Origin of the sequence: Chryseobacterium bernardetii (genome assembly GCF_003815975.1) — a bacterium.
GTDB classification, from domain to species: Bacteria; Bacteroidota; Bacteroidia; order Flavobacteriales; family Weeksellaceae; genus Chryseobacterium; species Chryseobacterium bernardetii.
The window spans coordinates 2,448,677-2,463,694 of record NZ_CP033932.1; the positions used below are offsets into that span (position 1 = coordinate 2,448,677).

The following is a 15,018-nucleotide window of genomic DNA, read 5'->3' on the forward strand; positions in this document are numbered from 1 at the left end:
GCGTTAAATAGGTATGTAATTGGTTAAGCTGAGAAATTAAAAAAAGGTGGGACATTTATTCGATGCCCCACCTTTACTTTTTATTTTCGCTCTACATGAGTTTACGAACGGTTTTTTATCATGCCATGTGGATCGATAATAAACTTTTTGCTTGAACCATCCGAAAAGTCTTTATAGGCTTGTGGTGCTTCGTCAAGACTGATAACCTGCGGGTTCATGATCGTTTTCATCGAGATACGGCCCCATAGAATGGCCTGCATAATTTGATAGTTGTAACGTCCAATTGGAGCCATTCCCGTTTGAATATGCAATGACTTAAGCCAACCTTTTCCCCAGTCGACAGTCAGTTTACCGTGCTTAGCGTTCTCATCACGTCCTCCTGGGTCAGAAGGAGTATAGATACCTGGAATCCCTATACCTCCGCTTGCGCGGACAACATCGAAAAGATCATTGATAACTGCATTGGGATTTTCTTTTTTGTAGTCTTCATCACCATGTCCATGTGCCTCATAACCTACGGCATCCACACCGGCATCCACTTCCGGTACTCCGAGAATCTGTTCGATCTGTTCTGCTACACTGGCATCAAGGGTAAGATCAACAGTTTCCATTCCCGCCTGTTTGACAAGTTCCAACCGCTCCTTGTTCATATCTCCCACAATAACGCAGGAAGCTCCAAGAAGCTTTGCTGATTCTGCAGCACAGCGTCCCACTGGTCCAGCACCAGCAATATAAACAGTAGATCCTGTTGTAACACCAGCAGCATACGCGCCATGATATCCTGTTGGGAGAATGTCAGATACTAATGTGAGATCTAAAATCTTTTCCAGCGCTTGTTCTCTATCTGGAAACTTAAGGAGCTGAAAGTCAGCATAGGGGATAAGACAATATTCAGATTGGCCACCTAACCAGCCTCCCAGGTCAAACCCATAAGCGCCAACAGGAGCATCCGGATTAACGGTCTCGCAGACGTCGGTATTTCCATTTTTACAGTTTCTGCACCGTCCGCAGGAAACGTTGAAAGGGACTGAAACGATGTCACCTACCTTGATGAATTCTACGTCTTTTCCAATTTCAACTACTTCGCCTGTGATTTCATGACCCAATACGTGTCCCACAGGTACTGAGAAACGTCCCCTAAAAATGTGCTGGTCACTGCCACAAATATTTGTGGAGACCACTTTAATGATTACCGCATGATGAATGTCCTTTCCCTTGGGGTTCTGGAATGTGGGATAGGCAATTTCATTTACTTCTAAGTTCCATGGGCCTTTGTAGACCACTCCTCTGTTACTAGCCATAATGTTTTATTTTGATGGTTTATAAATGTTTGTATTCCCTCATTCTGTGAGGATTATATATTAAAATTAAGCAATATTTAGTCCGATAAAACATGTTGAACTCAGTAACGGAGAATGCTTATTCTAATATCAAGGATCGTTCTATTGTTCTGTGATCCAGTTATGATGAGAATAGTAGAAACCTTGCTTTTTAAAGCACTTATAATTTATGGAGCGAGACCTATTTTTGTAAGATTTTAGTATAAAATTTATCCAGTAATGTTTGGGAATAATGACTTACCAGAATTTTATTTTTGGGATAAACCAAATCTGTAATGAATACTAAACGCGAATAAGTAAGATATGAATCAGTAAAAGAAATTACTGGAATCATTTTCAAAAAAATGCATAACCGCCAGCTTCTAAAGCCTGACGGTTTTTTTGTTTCCCGGTACTCACATTAGGAAAACAACGGCAAACTTAGTACCTCTCATACCACCAGCCCCCAACTCTGATACTATCTGCAACACCTTTGTTTCCAAGCCCGCATAGGCGGGTATTACAAACTTAAAATGTAATGAAACATGAAAAAATCAAGACAAAAAATTCTGCTGGCGTTGCTGTTTATTTCGCTTATCAGCAATGGGACTTTTGCGCAGGGAAATGGTGCTGCAGGTATCCAGGAAGCCACGCAGATGGTTACAAGCTATTTTGATCCGGCAACAAAGCTGATCTATGCTATCGGTGCTGTGGTCGGACTGATCGGAGGTGTTAAAGTGTACAACAAATTCAGTTCGGGTGACCCTGACACTTCAAAGACAGCGGCGAGCTGGTTCGGCGCCTGTATATTCCTGATTGTCGCTGCGACCATTTTGCGATCATTTTTCCTTTAGGCTAACCCGATTAATTTTTTTCAATTATGGCAAAAAATAAGATGGTTACGCCACTGACGTATTATGGCGGAAAGCAACAGCTGGCCAAGATCATTATACCGCTTATTCCACCCCATTATACCTACGTTGAACCGTTTGTTGGGGGAGGAGCGATATTCTGGTCAAAACCAAGGTCTGAGGTTGAGGTGATCAACGATTACAACCGTGAGCTGATCAATTTTTACGAGATGGTCAAAAATCAGTTTGTTGAACTGGAAAAAATGATCCGAATAACGCTTCACAGTAGATCCCTTCATAGCGATGCGCTGGTGATCTATAACAATCCCCATCTCTTTGACAGATTACAACGAGCCTGGGCAGTCTGGGTTCTATGCAATCAGTCTTTCAGCGCAAAGATCGGTGATTCATGGGGTTATGATGTTCGGGATCAGACTTCCACTAGAAGATTGAGTAATAAGCGAGCATCATTCTCCGAGGAATATGCTATACGACTTCAGAATGTTCAGATCGAAAATACGGATGCTATTCGGATTATTAATTCAAGAGATCATGAAAAGGCTTTTCACTATTGTGATCCGCCTTATTTTAACAGTGACTGCGGTCATTACGACGGGTACAGCAAACATGATTTTGAATCTCTTCTATTATGCCTGTCCCGTGCAAAAGGCAAATTTCTATTGAGCAGTTATCCCAGTGATCTCCTGAACAAATTTAGCCGGGATCTTAATTGGCACACTGTCAAAATGCAGAAAGATGTACTGGTCGATAAACATTCCGGAAAAGTACCCAAGAAAAAGATCGAAGTGCTGACCGCCAACTATGACCTTGCTATCGTGCAGGGGACCCTAAACTTTAAATCCCAAGAACATGAAAACCTATAACATCAATAAAGGTATCGGCTGTACAGTCGAATTTAAAGGGTTGAAAGCGCAGTATCTCTTCGGATTTGCCGGAGGATTGTTATTGGTCCTGATCCTGGTTATGGTGCTGTACATGGCTGACGTAAATATGTATATCTGCCTTTCGGTCGGCTGTATTTCTGCATCGCTGATTGTTTGGAAAACTTTCAGTCTGAACAACAAGTACGGTGAACATGGGCTGATGAAGCTAGGTGCGAAAAGAAAGCATCCACAATTTATCATCACCCGTAAACCTGTACAATCTTACCTTAAATACTCGGTTGCAAAAGGTGAGAAAATCCAAAATTTTAACACTAAATCTTCAAGGCTATCATGAGAAATATCTCTAAAACAACTACGTTAGAAAGCCGTTTTCCCCTCCTTGCAATTGAGAACGATTGTATTATATCGAAAGAAGGAGACCTTACGGTGTGTTTCCGTGTAAGGCTACCGGAAATTTTTACGGTGGGCACGGATGTATACGAATCCATTCATTCCTCATGGAGTAAAGCGATCAAGACTTTGCCTGATTATAGTATCCTGCACAAACAGGACTGGTATTTAAAGGAAAACTATCAGCCGGATCTTGAAAGAATTGAACATAGTTTTTTGTCGCGTTCTTTCCAGCTGCATTTTAATGAGCGGCCGTTTCTGAACCACTACTGTTATATTTTCCTTACAAAGACCACAAAAGCAAGGATGCAGTCCCAGAGCAATTTTAGCAGTTTGTGCAGGGGCAATCTTGTTCCAAAAGAAATAAGGGATAAGGAAGGAATGCGGCGTTTCTTGGAATCGGTAAGCCAGTTCCAGCGTATCATCAATGACAGTGGTCATATAACAATGGATCAGCTGGGTGAAGCTGAAATATTGGGGAGCGAAGGGAAAACCGGAATCCTTGAACAGTATTTTACACTGTCACGTGATGCCAATCCCGTTCTGCAGGATATGGCTCTGGGAGCAGAGGAACTTAGGATAGGAAGTAAGAGGATGGTACTTCATACCTTATCCAGTACAGACGATCTTCCGGGAGCTGTTTCAGACTGCAATCGCTATGATAGGCTTTCCACAGATCGCAGTGATTGTATGTTGTCTTTTGCCAGTCCTGTGGGGCTGATGCTGAGCTGTGACCACATCTATAACCAGTACCTGTTCATCGATAATAGTTCTGAAAACCTTAAGAAATTTGAGAAGTCCGCCAGAAATATGCACTCATTGGCACGTTATAGCCGGGCGAACCAGATCAATAAAGAATGGATAGAGCGTTATCTGAATGAAGCACACTCCCACGGTTCACCATCGATCCGGGCTCATTATAATGTATTTGCGTGGAGTGAAGACCGCCAGGAGCTACGCAACCTGAAAAATGATGTCGGAAGTGCGCTTGCGTTAATGGAATGTAAGCCCCGTCATAATACCGTAGATGCTGCCACTTTATATTGGGCGGGAATTCCGGGCAATGCCGGAGATTTTCCTGCCGAAGAATCCTTTTACACTTTCATCGAACCGGCATTGTGTTTTTTTACGCAGGAGACCAACTATCAGAATTCACTTTCTCCTTTTGGGATCAAGCTTGCGGACAGGCTGACTGGGAAACCGGTGCATTTGGATATCAGTGATCTTCCCATGAAAAAGGGGATTATCACGAATAGAAACCGTTTCATCTTAGGGCCATCTGGGGGTTGGCGGGCTATTCTTAATTGAGTAGCCCGCCAGCCCACCCAAAAAATGGAAGTGGAAAATCATTCTTCACCAATCATATGGTGAGACAGTATTATGAGCAAGGAACTCATGTGCTATTAGTTGATACGGGTAACTCTTATCAGGGTCTTTGCGAACTGATCAAAGGTAAGACTAAGGGAAAAGACGGGGTTTATTTCACCTATACCGAGGAAAACCCGATCTCATTCAATCCTTTTTTTACCGAAGATAATGTCTTCGATATCGAGAAAAGAGAAAGCATTAAGACCTTGATCCTCACATTATGGAAAAGGGACGACGAAGCTCCTAAACGTAGTGAGGAAGTGGCACTCTCCAATGCAGTCGCAGGATATATCGAAAGAATTAAGAATAGTTCTGAAAGACCTTGTTTCAATGCTTTCTACGAATATATCAAAGGGGACTACAAAAAGATTCTTCAGGACAAAGAAGTACGTGAGAAAGATTTTGATCTGGCGAACTTTTTAAATGTGCTGGAACCCTATTACAAAGGTGGTGAATACGATTACTTACTAAACTCAGAAAAAGAGCTCGATTTGCTTAATAAGAGATTTATTGTCTTTGAAATTGATGCGATCAAAGATCACAAAATACTGTTCCCTGTGGTTACGATCATCATTATGGAGGTCTTTATCAATAAGATGCGTCGGTTAAAAGGTATCCGTAAGATGATACTCATAGAGGAGGCTTGGAAGGCCATTGCTAAAGAGGGGATGGCAGAATATTTAAAATATTTGTTTAAAACCGTCAGGAAATTTTTCGGTGAGGCGATTGTGGTTACGCAGGAAGTGGATGATATCATACAGTCTCCCATAGTCAAGGAAACAATCATCAACAACAGTGACTGCAAGATACTACTCGACCAGCGGAAATACGCCAATAAATTTGACGAGATCCAGAATATGCTCGGGCTTACAGAACGGGAAAAATCGCAGATACTTTCGATCAATCAGGACAATGACCCAAAGCGCAAGTATAAGGAAGTATGGATAGGACTTGGAGGAACGCATTCAGCGGTCTATGCGACAGAAGTGAGCGAGCAGGAGTATTTGGCATACACCACGGAGGAATCGGAGAAAATGGAAGTGATGGATCTAGCGCATGAAATGGGCGGGGATGTTGAAGCCGCCATCAAAAAAATATCACTGAAAAAGATCAAGGGTTTATCACTCTTGGACCATCAGAATAAATAAAAATCCTAAAAATTTTAAAAAATGAAAAATTTATTAATGACCGTGTTTATGGTAATGGCAATTACCCTATCACACAAAGCAAATGCACAATGGGTAGTAACAGATCCAGGAAATCTGATTTCAGGGGTTCTGAACAGTGCAAACGAAATTGTACAGACCTCAAATACTGTAAGTAATGTGGTGAAGAATTTTAACGAAGTCAAAAAGGTGTATGACCAGGGAAAAGAATATTACGACAAACTAAAAGCAGTCAACAATCTTGTCAAGGATGCAAGAAAAGTTCAACAGACAGTTTTATTGGTTGGTGATGTCAGTAATATGTACGTGAATAATTTTTCCCGCATGCTGAACGACAAAAATTTCTCTGCCGCAGAGCTGGTGGCAATTGGAAACGGTTATTCATCACTGCTAAACGAGAGTACCGAACTGCTTAAAGAATTAAAGCAGATTGTTAGTTCAAGCAGCTTATCACTGAATGATAAGGAGCGTATGGAGATTATTGACCGTGTGTATAAAGAGGTTAAAGAATACCATAGCCTGGTAAGATATTACACCAATAAAAATATCTCTGTCAGCATCTTACGAGCTAAAAAGCAAAATGACACCAAGCGCGTCATGGATCTATATGGAACTGCTAGTCAAAAATATTGGTAATAAATTCTCAAAGTTATGGAATTTAACAATTTACATGAGATCCTAAGAGGTCTCTACGATGAAATGATGCCCCTTTCGGAAACGATGGCTGTGGTAGCAAAAGGAGTGGCTGGTCTGGGAGCTCTGTTCTATGTGGCATTAAAAGTCTGGCAGGCATTAAGTAGGGCAGAGCCAATAGATGTTTTTCCACTGTTAAGACCATTTGCCATAGGCATGTGCATTATGTTTTTCCCTACAATAGTTTTAGGGACAATTAACGGGGTACTTAGCCCAATTGTTAAGGGGACACATTCTATGCTTGAAGGTCAGGTGCTGGATCTTAATACCTTGCAACAGCAAAAAGATGTACTGGAAAAGGAAGCGATGTTACGGAATCCTGCTACTGCCTATCTGGTCTCCGATGAGGAGTTTGACAAAAAGCTCGATGATCTGGGATGGTCATTTGATGATATCGCAACGATGGTCAGTATGTACCGGGATCAGGCTGTATACAATATCAAGCAGGAAATCAAAAAAGAATTAAGGGAAATACTTGAACTACTTTTTCAGGCTGCGGCACTGGTCGTGGATACTATTCGGACTTTCTTTTTAATCGTTCTTTCGATACTGGGGCCGATTGCATTTGCCATCTCCGTCTGGGATGGATTTCAGAGCACTCTTACCCAATGGCTCAGCAGATATATAAGCGTTTATCTGTGGCTGCCTGTGGCCGATCTTTTCAGTGCCATGCTTGCGAAAATAAACGCCATGAGTGTACAGCGGGATATAGAACTGTTAAGTGATCCCTCATTTGTTCCAGATCCCGAGAATAGTGTTTACCTGATTTTTATGATCATCGGAATTGTTGGATACTTTACCATTCCAACTGTGACAAGCTGGATTATTCAGGCTGGCGGGGCCGGAAACTTTACCCGCAATGTCAGCCAAGCGGCCATGCGTACGGGAAATGTTGGTGCAGCTGCGGCTGGAGCAGCAGTGGGAAATATTGGTGGCGAACTACTGGATAATAAGAGTAGTGGACAAGGACAAAAAAGCAATTGATTATGGAATTCAAAACTTTAAGAAACATCGAAAATAGTTTCAAGCAGATCCGGCTGTACGCGATTGTCTTTGCAGTAATGTGCCTGAGTATAACAGCATTTGCGGTTTGGAAGTCTTATTCTTTCGCTGCATTGCAACGTGAAAAGATTTACGTATTGGACAACGGAAAATCACTTATGTTGGCACTTTCCCAGGATGCCGCAATCAATCGACCTGTTGAAGCCCGCGAGCACGTCAGGAGATTTCATGAACTCTTTTTCACGTTGGCACCAGATAAGGCTGCGATTGAAAGCAATATGAAACGGGCATTCGATCTGGCAGACAAAAGTGCATTTGATTATTACAGGGATCTTTCAGAAAAGGGGTATTATAACAGGATTATTTCAGGAAACATTCAGCAACGAATTGAAGTGGATAGTGTGGTCTGTGATTTTAATACGTATCCATATTCTGTAACCACCTATGCTAAACAGTTCATCATCAGATCGAGCAATCTTACCCGAAGAAGTCTTGTCACCTCCTGCAACTTATTGAATAGTGTACGATCTGACAGTAATCCACAGGGTTTTCAGATTTTGAAGTTCTCAGTCCTTTCCAATAAGGATGAGGAAGTAATCGAGCGATAGATGTACTGACTTATGAAGAAAAATTGTGATTTGGAAGAGTTTATTAAGATTCTTACGGATAAGGGCTACAATGGATATTTTATGACACAGGCGGGCTATCCTGGAAAACTAGCGGACAGTTTGGGAGGATTTCTGGAAAGCCTTGATCCTGAATTTGGTTTTGATCAGAATGTTTTACTCGAAACCTACTTAGACTGGAACGGTGAAAATAAACCGAGTATTCAGTGTTTGATATCGTTAGAAAATGACAATGGCAAATTTGCTATTGATATCATGGAGATTATCCATAAGGATCGTTTTGGAAAATGTATCAGCGAAAAAAAACTTATGGACATTGCGATTGATGCACTGCCAACCAGGGATCAGGCTATCAAAATGGTCTGTGAAGAGGTTAGGAAAATAAGTTCTACCCTTAAAAGAGGTAGACGTTTTTAGTTCAAAATTGACATAATGAAAAATATTAGAACAACAATTGATAATGAGCTTGAGAAGCTCGATCTGAGATGGCGGAATTTACCCGTCAAAAAGCAGATCAGATACGTACTTTATCTATTCGCATTCTACTTGCTTATGGGCGTAGGTGTATTGGTGAAGGTATTTTATAATCTGGGAAAAGGGGACAAAATCGATATAAGCCATATCGAGGTGCCCGCAGTAATTCATAATGAATCTTCTATGAAAGATTCTGTTAGAAATCCTAAAACTATATACAATGGAAGAGAAAGAGAATAAGAGGATCAGCCTGATTGTGGATGATGATTCTGAAAAAAGTGAAAAGGAAAAGACAAGTAGGGAAAAGCTTAAAAAGCCGATCATCTTTGGTCTAATGGCAATCGTTTTTATCGCCTGTCTTTACTTAATATTTAAGCCTAAAAATGGTGTTGAGGAAAATAAAGACAAAGGTTTAAAGAATGCTGTCCCCGAAGCTACGGACAAGGGTTTGCAGGCCGATAAACAGAAAGCTTATGAGAAGGAAATGGTTGAGGAGAGAGAAGCTGCGAAGCGAAATTCCCTGATGTCATTGTCGGATTATTGGGATCGTAGTGATACATCGGTTAACGGTGAAGCTGCAGTTTCAAAGGTTATTGCAGACAACTCTGGGGGATATGGGAAGAGTGGTGCACAGAATAGTTCTTTGAGCAGCTATCAGAATGCACAGCAAACCCTGGGCTCCTTTTATCGTGACGATGACAGCGAAAAGCTGGCGTTGCGGAAACAGGTTGATGAACTCAAAGATCGCCTTTCAGAAAAAAATGTTCCGCAGGCACCCACTTACAAAGATCAACTGGTACTTATGGAAAAGTCATATGAAATGGCTTCCCGATACCTACCGTCGGCTAGTACCGGTCACGGTGCTCCTGCAGTTAACATCGGTCAAAATATGGATTCAATATGGATTAAAAAAGTTTCTTTGCCTAGCACGAGAGAGAAAACCGAAAGTTTGAAGGGTGTTAAAAAGAGTGTGGTATCAGCCTTGTACCGGGAAGAGGACGCATCGGAAATTTTAAATGGGATCGCAGAGCGTAACATGGGCTTTATCACGCCCGGACAAGTTGCCCAAAGCGATATTGTCAGGAATAGTATACGTGCAATGGTGATGGAAACAAAAACATTATCAGGCGACGGGTCACTGAAGTTGAGGTTATCCGAAAATGCTACCATTGGTGGTTTTCATGTTCCCAAAGGAACCGAGCTTGTTGCCGATACCAAATTTCAGGGAAACAGGTTGCAGCTAAAGATCAGCGCAGTTGAAGTATCCGGAAATATAATTCCGGTTGAGATTCTAGTCTATGGCACGGACGGTCAGCTTGGGCTACTTGTCCCACGAACAGATGAGATCAATGCCGCAGGAGAAATAGCGGCTAACATGAGCCAAAGTTCCGGAATGAATATTTCGATGTCGCGTTCAGCGGGACAACAGGTGGCCAGTGATCTGAGTAGGGGCTTGATACAGGGAGTTTCCGGCTTTTTTTCTAAGAAGCTGAGAGCTGTTAAGGTAACAGTACGATCAGGTCATCCGGTACTGCTGTTGACAAAAAAGTAATATAATAACAATAATAATCATACTATGATATCAAAAAAAAATATCCTTATGATCCTGCTTTTTGTAGGACTGTTTATCAAGACTTTTGGGCAGCAGTCACTTGAAGCGGGAAGGGTCGAACCTTATAGGTTGGAAGTTACCTATAATAAAACCTGCCACCTGATTTTTCCGGTTGCGATCAGGTACACGGATCTGGGATCGAATTATCTGATTGCGGAAAAAGCTGAGGATGCACAGAACGTGCTGCGTATAAAGGCCGCAGTCAAGGATTTCGCTGAGGAAACCAACTTTAGTGTCATTACCGAGGATGGGCAATTTTATAGCTTTAATGTTATTTATAATGCTGATCCATCTACCTTAAGCTATGATCTAAAGAAAATGAAAAAAGATGTTGAGCGCAGCGAAGGACGAAACGTTCAGTTTGAAGAACTTGGTTTTAATCCACCCTCTTTGACAGAAGTTGTACTGAAAACCATCTATCAGCAGAATAAAAGATATGTACGGCACATCGCTGCAAGATCCTATGGCATTCAGTCAATACTGAAAGGGATTTATGTCCACAATGGAAAGTTTTATTTTCATCTTGAAGCGAAGAACAGATCAAATGTGCCATTTGTAGTGGATTTTTGCACGTACAAGATCGTAGATAAACAGATTGCGAAAAGAACGGTGTCTGAGGAAAAGCAATTGGTTCCGGTAAGACAGTATCCCGGTCTTGAAGTCATTTCGGATAATTCAGTCGCTGGCAACGTCATACTTCTGGATCAGTTCACAATCACCGATGAACAGGTGCTCAGAATTGAAATTTTTGAAAGGAATGGTGCAAGGAACCAGGTTCTGGAAATTGAAAATTCGGATCTGGTTGCCGCAAAGCCTGTATCTGAAATGAAGATTAAAGTCACTCAATAAAGCAGCGAATTATGAAAAAATATATCATCTTTTTGGTACTGGCCATTTTGAGTATCAAATTACATGCTCAGAGAATGGTGTATAAGCAGAAATCTTTGGAAATTAACTCGGGACTTCTAAATACAGAGGGGGTAGGCAAAAATTTCTATCTAAATCTGACACTGAACAGTTTTGCAAAACATGGCAACTACTGGATCTGGGGACTGGAATATCAAAGAAAGACCGTAGACTATAAAAACTCGGAAATCCCTTTGGAGGACTTTCTTGGAGAGATAGGGTATAGTGTTAAGCTTCTCTCGGATTCAAGGAAATTTATTACGCTGAATGGAGGTGTAACAGGAGTTGCTGGCTATGAATCCGTCAATAGAGGCGATAGCGTCCTTTTTGATGGAGGCCTGCTAAAAAACAATAATGGATTTGTTTTTGGGACTGGCGGGAGATTGTCGCTGGAAACCTATCTTTCAGACCGGATCGTATTCATGTTACAAGGACGTATCAGGGTATTGTGGGGTACTGATCTTGAGAAATTCAGACCCTCCACCGGCGTAGGCTTACGTTTTAACTTTTGAAAATCAGAAAATATTATGAAAAATATATTAGATAAGTGGAAAATGTCGATAGGATCGGTTTTTCTTGGATTTATTGCTATTTTAGGCGTAGGGTTACTTTCAGGCTGTGATAAAGAGGTTCTGGATGTGCAGGAAGTTTTTCCTTTTGAGGTGAAAGTTATGCCGGTGCCGAAGGAAATCGGGATGGGTGAAAGTGTTGAAATCAGATTTTCAATAATTTCAAATGGAAATTATTCAGGTAATACCTACAGGATACGTTATTTTCAGAACGATGGAGAAGGTAGTTTAAATTATTCAGGTTATAAACCTTACTTACCTAACGATCTTTATCCGCTGACCGAAAAAGAATTTCGATTGTATTATACGTCACAATCTTTAGTTTCACAGCAATTTGACGTTTGGATCGTGGATAGTTTTGGTAATGAAAAGCAAATTTCTTTTCAGTTCAATAACAAAAAATTAGGTCCGATCATTATCGGGCCGGTTAGATAATATCACAATTAGATTTTTATGGGGTAATGCCTTACACTACCAGAGTGAGAGCATGCTCGTTAGGACAGCCAGTGGCTGTCCTTTTTTTGTTACAAATAATATGAAAATGTACACTTAAGAAAGTGAGATAGTATTATTACATTGAAATATTTCTTTATTAGGGTAAAAATGTTAGATTTATAATACTGTAGACTATAAATTACACTATACGAAAATATTAATTGCCCTATCCCGCCACTGGTCTATTTTCTTAACTAAAACAGACTAAAGATGAATACACACATAATTACACTGTTTAATGACATGGCCATGCAGAATATGCATAGTTTTTCACGATTACCATTGGTAAAATCTTTGATATGTGCAGATAATATCAATTTACTGACAGACGAGGTTAAGCAATTAAGCGACTTTTATGTAACGTTTCTGCAAAAAATCGGGCTTTTACCTGACAATGTTCAATATAGTAGAAGGAGCCTTACAGGGACTTATGATTTTTTTTATGAGCTCCGAGACAATGATCCTATGGTTAAAGAAGTTTTATATTGTTTTACGAAGGAAGATTTACAAAATGCCGAAAATATTGTACCTATCCATGTACGCTATTTTGATTCGACCAACCTCTATTTAGCAAGTGGTTTCTCCTGGACAGAAAATGGGAAGAAAGTAATGATCCATTTATCCGAATTTTCTATGCCCAAACAGGCTATTAATATGGCTCCTTCTCATCTTTCGTATTTGGTTGAAATATTAAATGAGTTTGATCCGACCGAAATGAGTTCTATCCGTGAGATAGTTGCTAAAAAAGGTCTGAATTATAATCGCGTTCAAAAAGATTCTAAAATTTATTGGGGAGATACTTTTTATAGTTTCTTTAATAAAATTAAAATGATCGAAGCTGTTGGGGATATTATTTTTACTAGGCTCACCTTGAAAGAAATAGCGTTTCGTAATAAATTTAGTAATTATATAAACATGCATAGAACATTTTTAAGTTATGGAATTAGTTTATCTGATATTCCACGATTGGCGAACCATTAAGTTACATATTTTTATTATCGATGGAATTAAAACTTTTTAATATATTTTTTATTTATTAAGACATAAGATTGTAATTATAGGTATTGGTATGGATTATAACTTTGTTATTAATCAATACTGATAATTATGATAGTTGTAAGATTTATAAGAACGCATTTCGTAACCATAGTCAGCATTCTTTTGGCCTTACTTTTTGTATATGCTGCTGGTAGTAAGTTACTCGACTTCGAGAACTTTCAGGTCCAGCTTGCTCAGTCTCCCTTGTTAAGTGCATATTCCGGAATTATCTCTTATGGTGTAATTGCAATAGAAATTTTTGTGGCTATTTTGCTTTGTATCGATAGCACAAGAGTATTTGGTCTGTATGCGTCACTTGGCCTACTGGCAGCCTTTACTATTTATATTTTTCTAATTTTGAAATTTAGTGATTTTGTACCCTGTAGTTGTGGAGGTATTCTTGAAAAGCTTGGCTGGGAGGAACATTTGCTATTTAATATTTTCTTCTTTTTAATAACTGGTACTGGAATTTTTGTACTTAGCAGAAAGGGTGGCGGCAAAACATTAAAGACTTTATTATTATCCGGTACCACGACTATAATAAGCTGTCTCATTGTTATCCTTATGTTTCTTTCGTCAGAGAACATTATTAAAAAAGAAAACAACTTTACGCGTAGATTTTTGCAGCACCCTATATTTGAGAATGGTGTGCTTGATCTAGGAGTAAATTCCTACTATTTTGCAGGTATGGCTGATGGAAACATATATTTGGGAAATGTTACAGCACCACTTTTTATTTCAAAAATTGATAGTGGACTGCAGAGTTTTACTCGAATAAAAATTAAACTTGATAACACAGACCATGCTTTTAAAAGCTTACAGCTAAAAATTAAATCTCCGTATTTCTATCTGTATGATGGTAATGTTCCTGTTATTTACAGGGGCAAACTTGGGGATTCTGTTGCACATACTATTAGTTATGGCGATGCTTTTTTCAACCAGTTAACTGTTCTGGATTCAGCGAAGTTTGGAGTTAGAACACAAAGAAAACTTGATAATCAGTATACAATCGCTTCACTTGATTTAAATAGAGAGCCAAAAGCTGAATTAAAAAATGAGGTTCTTCAAAAGCAGATAGATGGTGTTTTTGATGTTGATGGCTTACTTATTTCAGATCCTGAATCGGGGAATATGGTTTATACATATTTTTATCGCAATCAATTTATTGTACTTGACAGTAAGTTTAATATAAAAAATAGGTTTAATACTATCGATACTACAAGAACTGCCAATATCTCAGTGACTAGGTTATCTGATGGAAGGACTAAAATGAACGCTCCACCTTTTAGTGTAAACAGAGGTTTTGCTCTGTTTGGAAATCTTATCTTCAACCGTTCCAACCTTAAGGGAAAATATGAACCTTCAAGTACATGGAGAAATTCATCGATTATTGATGTTTATAGAACAGACGAACAAAGGTATATAGGAAGCTTTTACATCCGAAATAAAAATGGAAAGGGGATGTCTTCTCTGGTATCGGATGGCCGTAATATTTACGCACTTGTTGACAATGAGATTCAGAGGTATAAAATTAGAGAAGGTGCTTTTAAATAGAACTCAAAATGAAATCGGTAGTTCGAGGAACTTCCGGTGGATCAGGATAT

At 39.8% G+C, this 15,018-nt stretch carries 15 protein-coding genes and 1 pseudogene; 15 read left to right on the forward strand and 1 reads right to left on the reverse strand.

Going from position 1 to position 15,018, the window contains the following annotated elements:
* Positions 1 to 101 precede the first annotated feature (101 nt).
* Positions 102 to 1,301, reverse strand: a complete 1,200-nt coding sequence (locus tag EG339_RS11210; RefSeq protein WP_027374817.1) for an alcohol dehydrogenase catalytic domain-containing protein — start codon at positions 1,299 to 1,301, stop codon at positions 102 to 104.
* A gap of 563 nt (positions 1,302 to 1,864) precedes the next feature.
* Here EG339_RS11210 and EG339_RS11215 point away from each other — a divergent pair.
* From EG339_RS11215 to EG339_RS11285, 15 genes and pseudogenes are all read left to right on the forward strand, one after another.
* Positions 1,865 to 2,173 (forward strand): DUF4134 domain-containing protein, encoded by a 309-nt coding sequence (locus tag EG339_RS11215; RefSeq protein WP_061085369.1) that lies wholly within the window; start codon positions 1,865 to 1,867, stop codon positions 2,171 to 2,173.
* 41 nt (positions 2,174 to 2,214) lie between these two features.
* Positions 2,215 to 3,054, forward strand: a complete 840-nt coding sequence (locus EG339_RS11220) for a DNA adenine methylase (protein ID WP_164466433.1) — start codon at positions 2,215 to 2,217, stop codon at positions 3,052 to 3,054.
* On the forward strand, positions 3,041 to 3,409 hold the full coding sequence (locus tag EG339_RS11225; RefSeq protein WP_061085371.1) for a DUF4133 domain-containing protein: 369 nt from the start codon (positions 3,041 to 3,043) through the stop codon (positions 3,407 to 3,409). Before EG339_RS11220 ends, EG339_RS11225 begins: the two co-directional genes overlap by 14 nt.
* Positions 3,406 to 5,981: pseudogene (locus EG339_RS11230) on the forward strand (TraG family conjugative transposon ATPase). Before EG339_RS11225 ends, EG339_RS11230 begins: the two are co-directional and overlap by 4 nt.
* Positions 5,982 to 6,002: 21 nt before the next feature.
* Positions 6,003 to 6,635, forward strand: a complete 633-nt coding sequence (locus tag EG339_RS11235; protein ID WP_060868789.1) for a DUF4141 domain-containing protein — start codon at positions 6,003 to 6,005, stop codon at positions 6,633 to 6,635.
* Between the two features lie 15 nt (positions 6,636 to 6,650).
* The gene (traJ, locus tag EG339_RS11240; protein WP_060868790.1) at positions 6,651 to 7,676 is read left to right on the forward strand and encodes a conjugative transposon protein TraJ; all 1,026 of its coding nucleotides are present in this window, start codon (positions 6,651 to 6,653) and stop codon (positions 7,674 to 7,676) included.
* Positions 7,677 to 7,678: 2 nt separating this feature from the next.
* Positions 7,679 to 8,302, forward strand: coding sequence for a conjugative transposon protein TraK (gene traK / locus EG339_RS11245; RefSeq protein ID WP_060868791.1), 624 nt, complete (start codon positions 7,679 to 7,681; stop codon positions 8,300 to 8,302).
* Positions 8,303 to 8,314: 12 nt separating this feature from the next.
* Positions 8,315 to 8,737: a hypothetical protein gene (locus tag EG339_RS11250; protein ID WP_060868792.1), complete on the forward strand. Its 423-nt coding sequence runs from the start codon at positions 8,315 to 8,317 to the stop codon at positions 8,735 to 8,737.
* Positions 8,738 to 8,752: 15 nt separating this feature from the next.
* Entirely contained in the window at positions 8,753 to 9,034 is a 282-nt protein-coding gene (locus EG339_RS11255; protein ID WP_060868793.1) for a nitrogen regulatory IIA protein, read from the forward strand.
* A complete protein-coding gene (traM, locus tag EG339_RS11260; protein ID WP_060868794.1) occupies positions 9,015 to 10,346 on the forward strand; it encodes a conjugative transposon protein TraM in 1,332 nt (443 codons plus the stop codon). The genes EG339_RS11255 and traM overlap by 20 nt, the downstream gene beginning before the upstream one ends.
* A gap of 24 nt (positions 10,347 to 10,370) precedes the next feature.
* Positions 10,371 to 11,255 (forward strand): conjugative transposon protein TraN, encoded by an 885-nt coding sequence (traN, locus tag EG339_RS11265; protein ID WP_060868795.1) that lies wholly within the window; start codon positions 10,371 to 10,373, stop codon positions 11,253 to 11,255.
* 11 nt (positions 11,256 to 11,266) lie between these two features.
* A complete protein-coding gene (locus EG339_RS11270; protein ID WP_060868796.1) occupies positions 11,267 to 11,824 on the forward strand; it encodes a conjugal transfer protein TraO in 558 nt (185 codons plus the stop codon).
* A gap of 15 nt (positions 11,825 to 11,839) precedes the next feature.
* Positions 11,840 to 12,316: a DUF3872 domain-containing protein gene (locus EG339_RS11275; RefSeq protein WP_060868797.1), complete on the forward strand. Its 477-nt coding sequence runs from the start codon at positions 11,840 to 11,842 to the stop codon at positions 12,314 to 12,316.
* 270 nt (positions 12,317 to 12,586) lie between these two features.
* Complete coding sequence (locus EG339_RS11280; RefSeq protein WP_112376462.1) at positions 12,587 to 13,357, forward strand: helix-turn-helix domain-containing protein; 771 nt, start codon at positions 12,587 to 12,589, stop codon at positions 13,355 to 13,357.
* A gap of 126 nt (positions 13,358 to 13,483) precedes the next feature.
* On the forward strand, positions 13,484 to 14,968 hold the full coding sequence (locus tag EG339_RS11285) for a DoxX family protein (protein ID WP_204991133.1): 1,485 nt from the start codon (positions 13,484 to 13,486) through the stop codon (positions 14,966 to 14,968).
* The last annotated feature ends 50 nt before the right edge of the window (positions 14,969 to 15,018 follow it).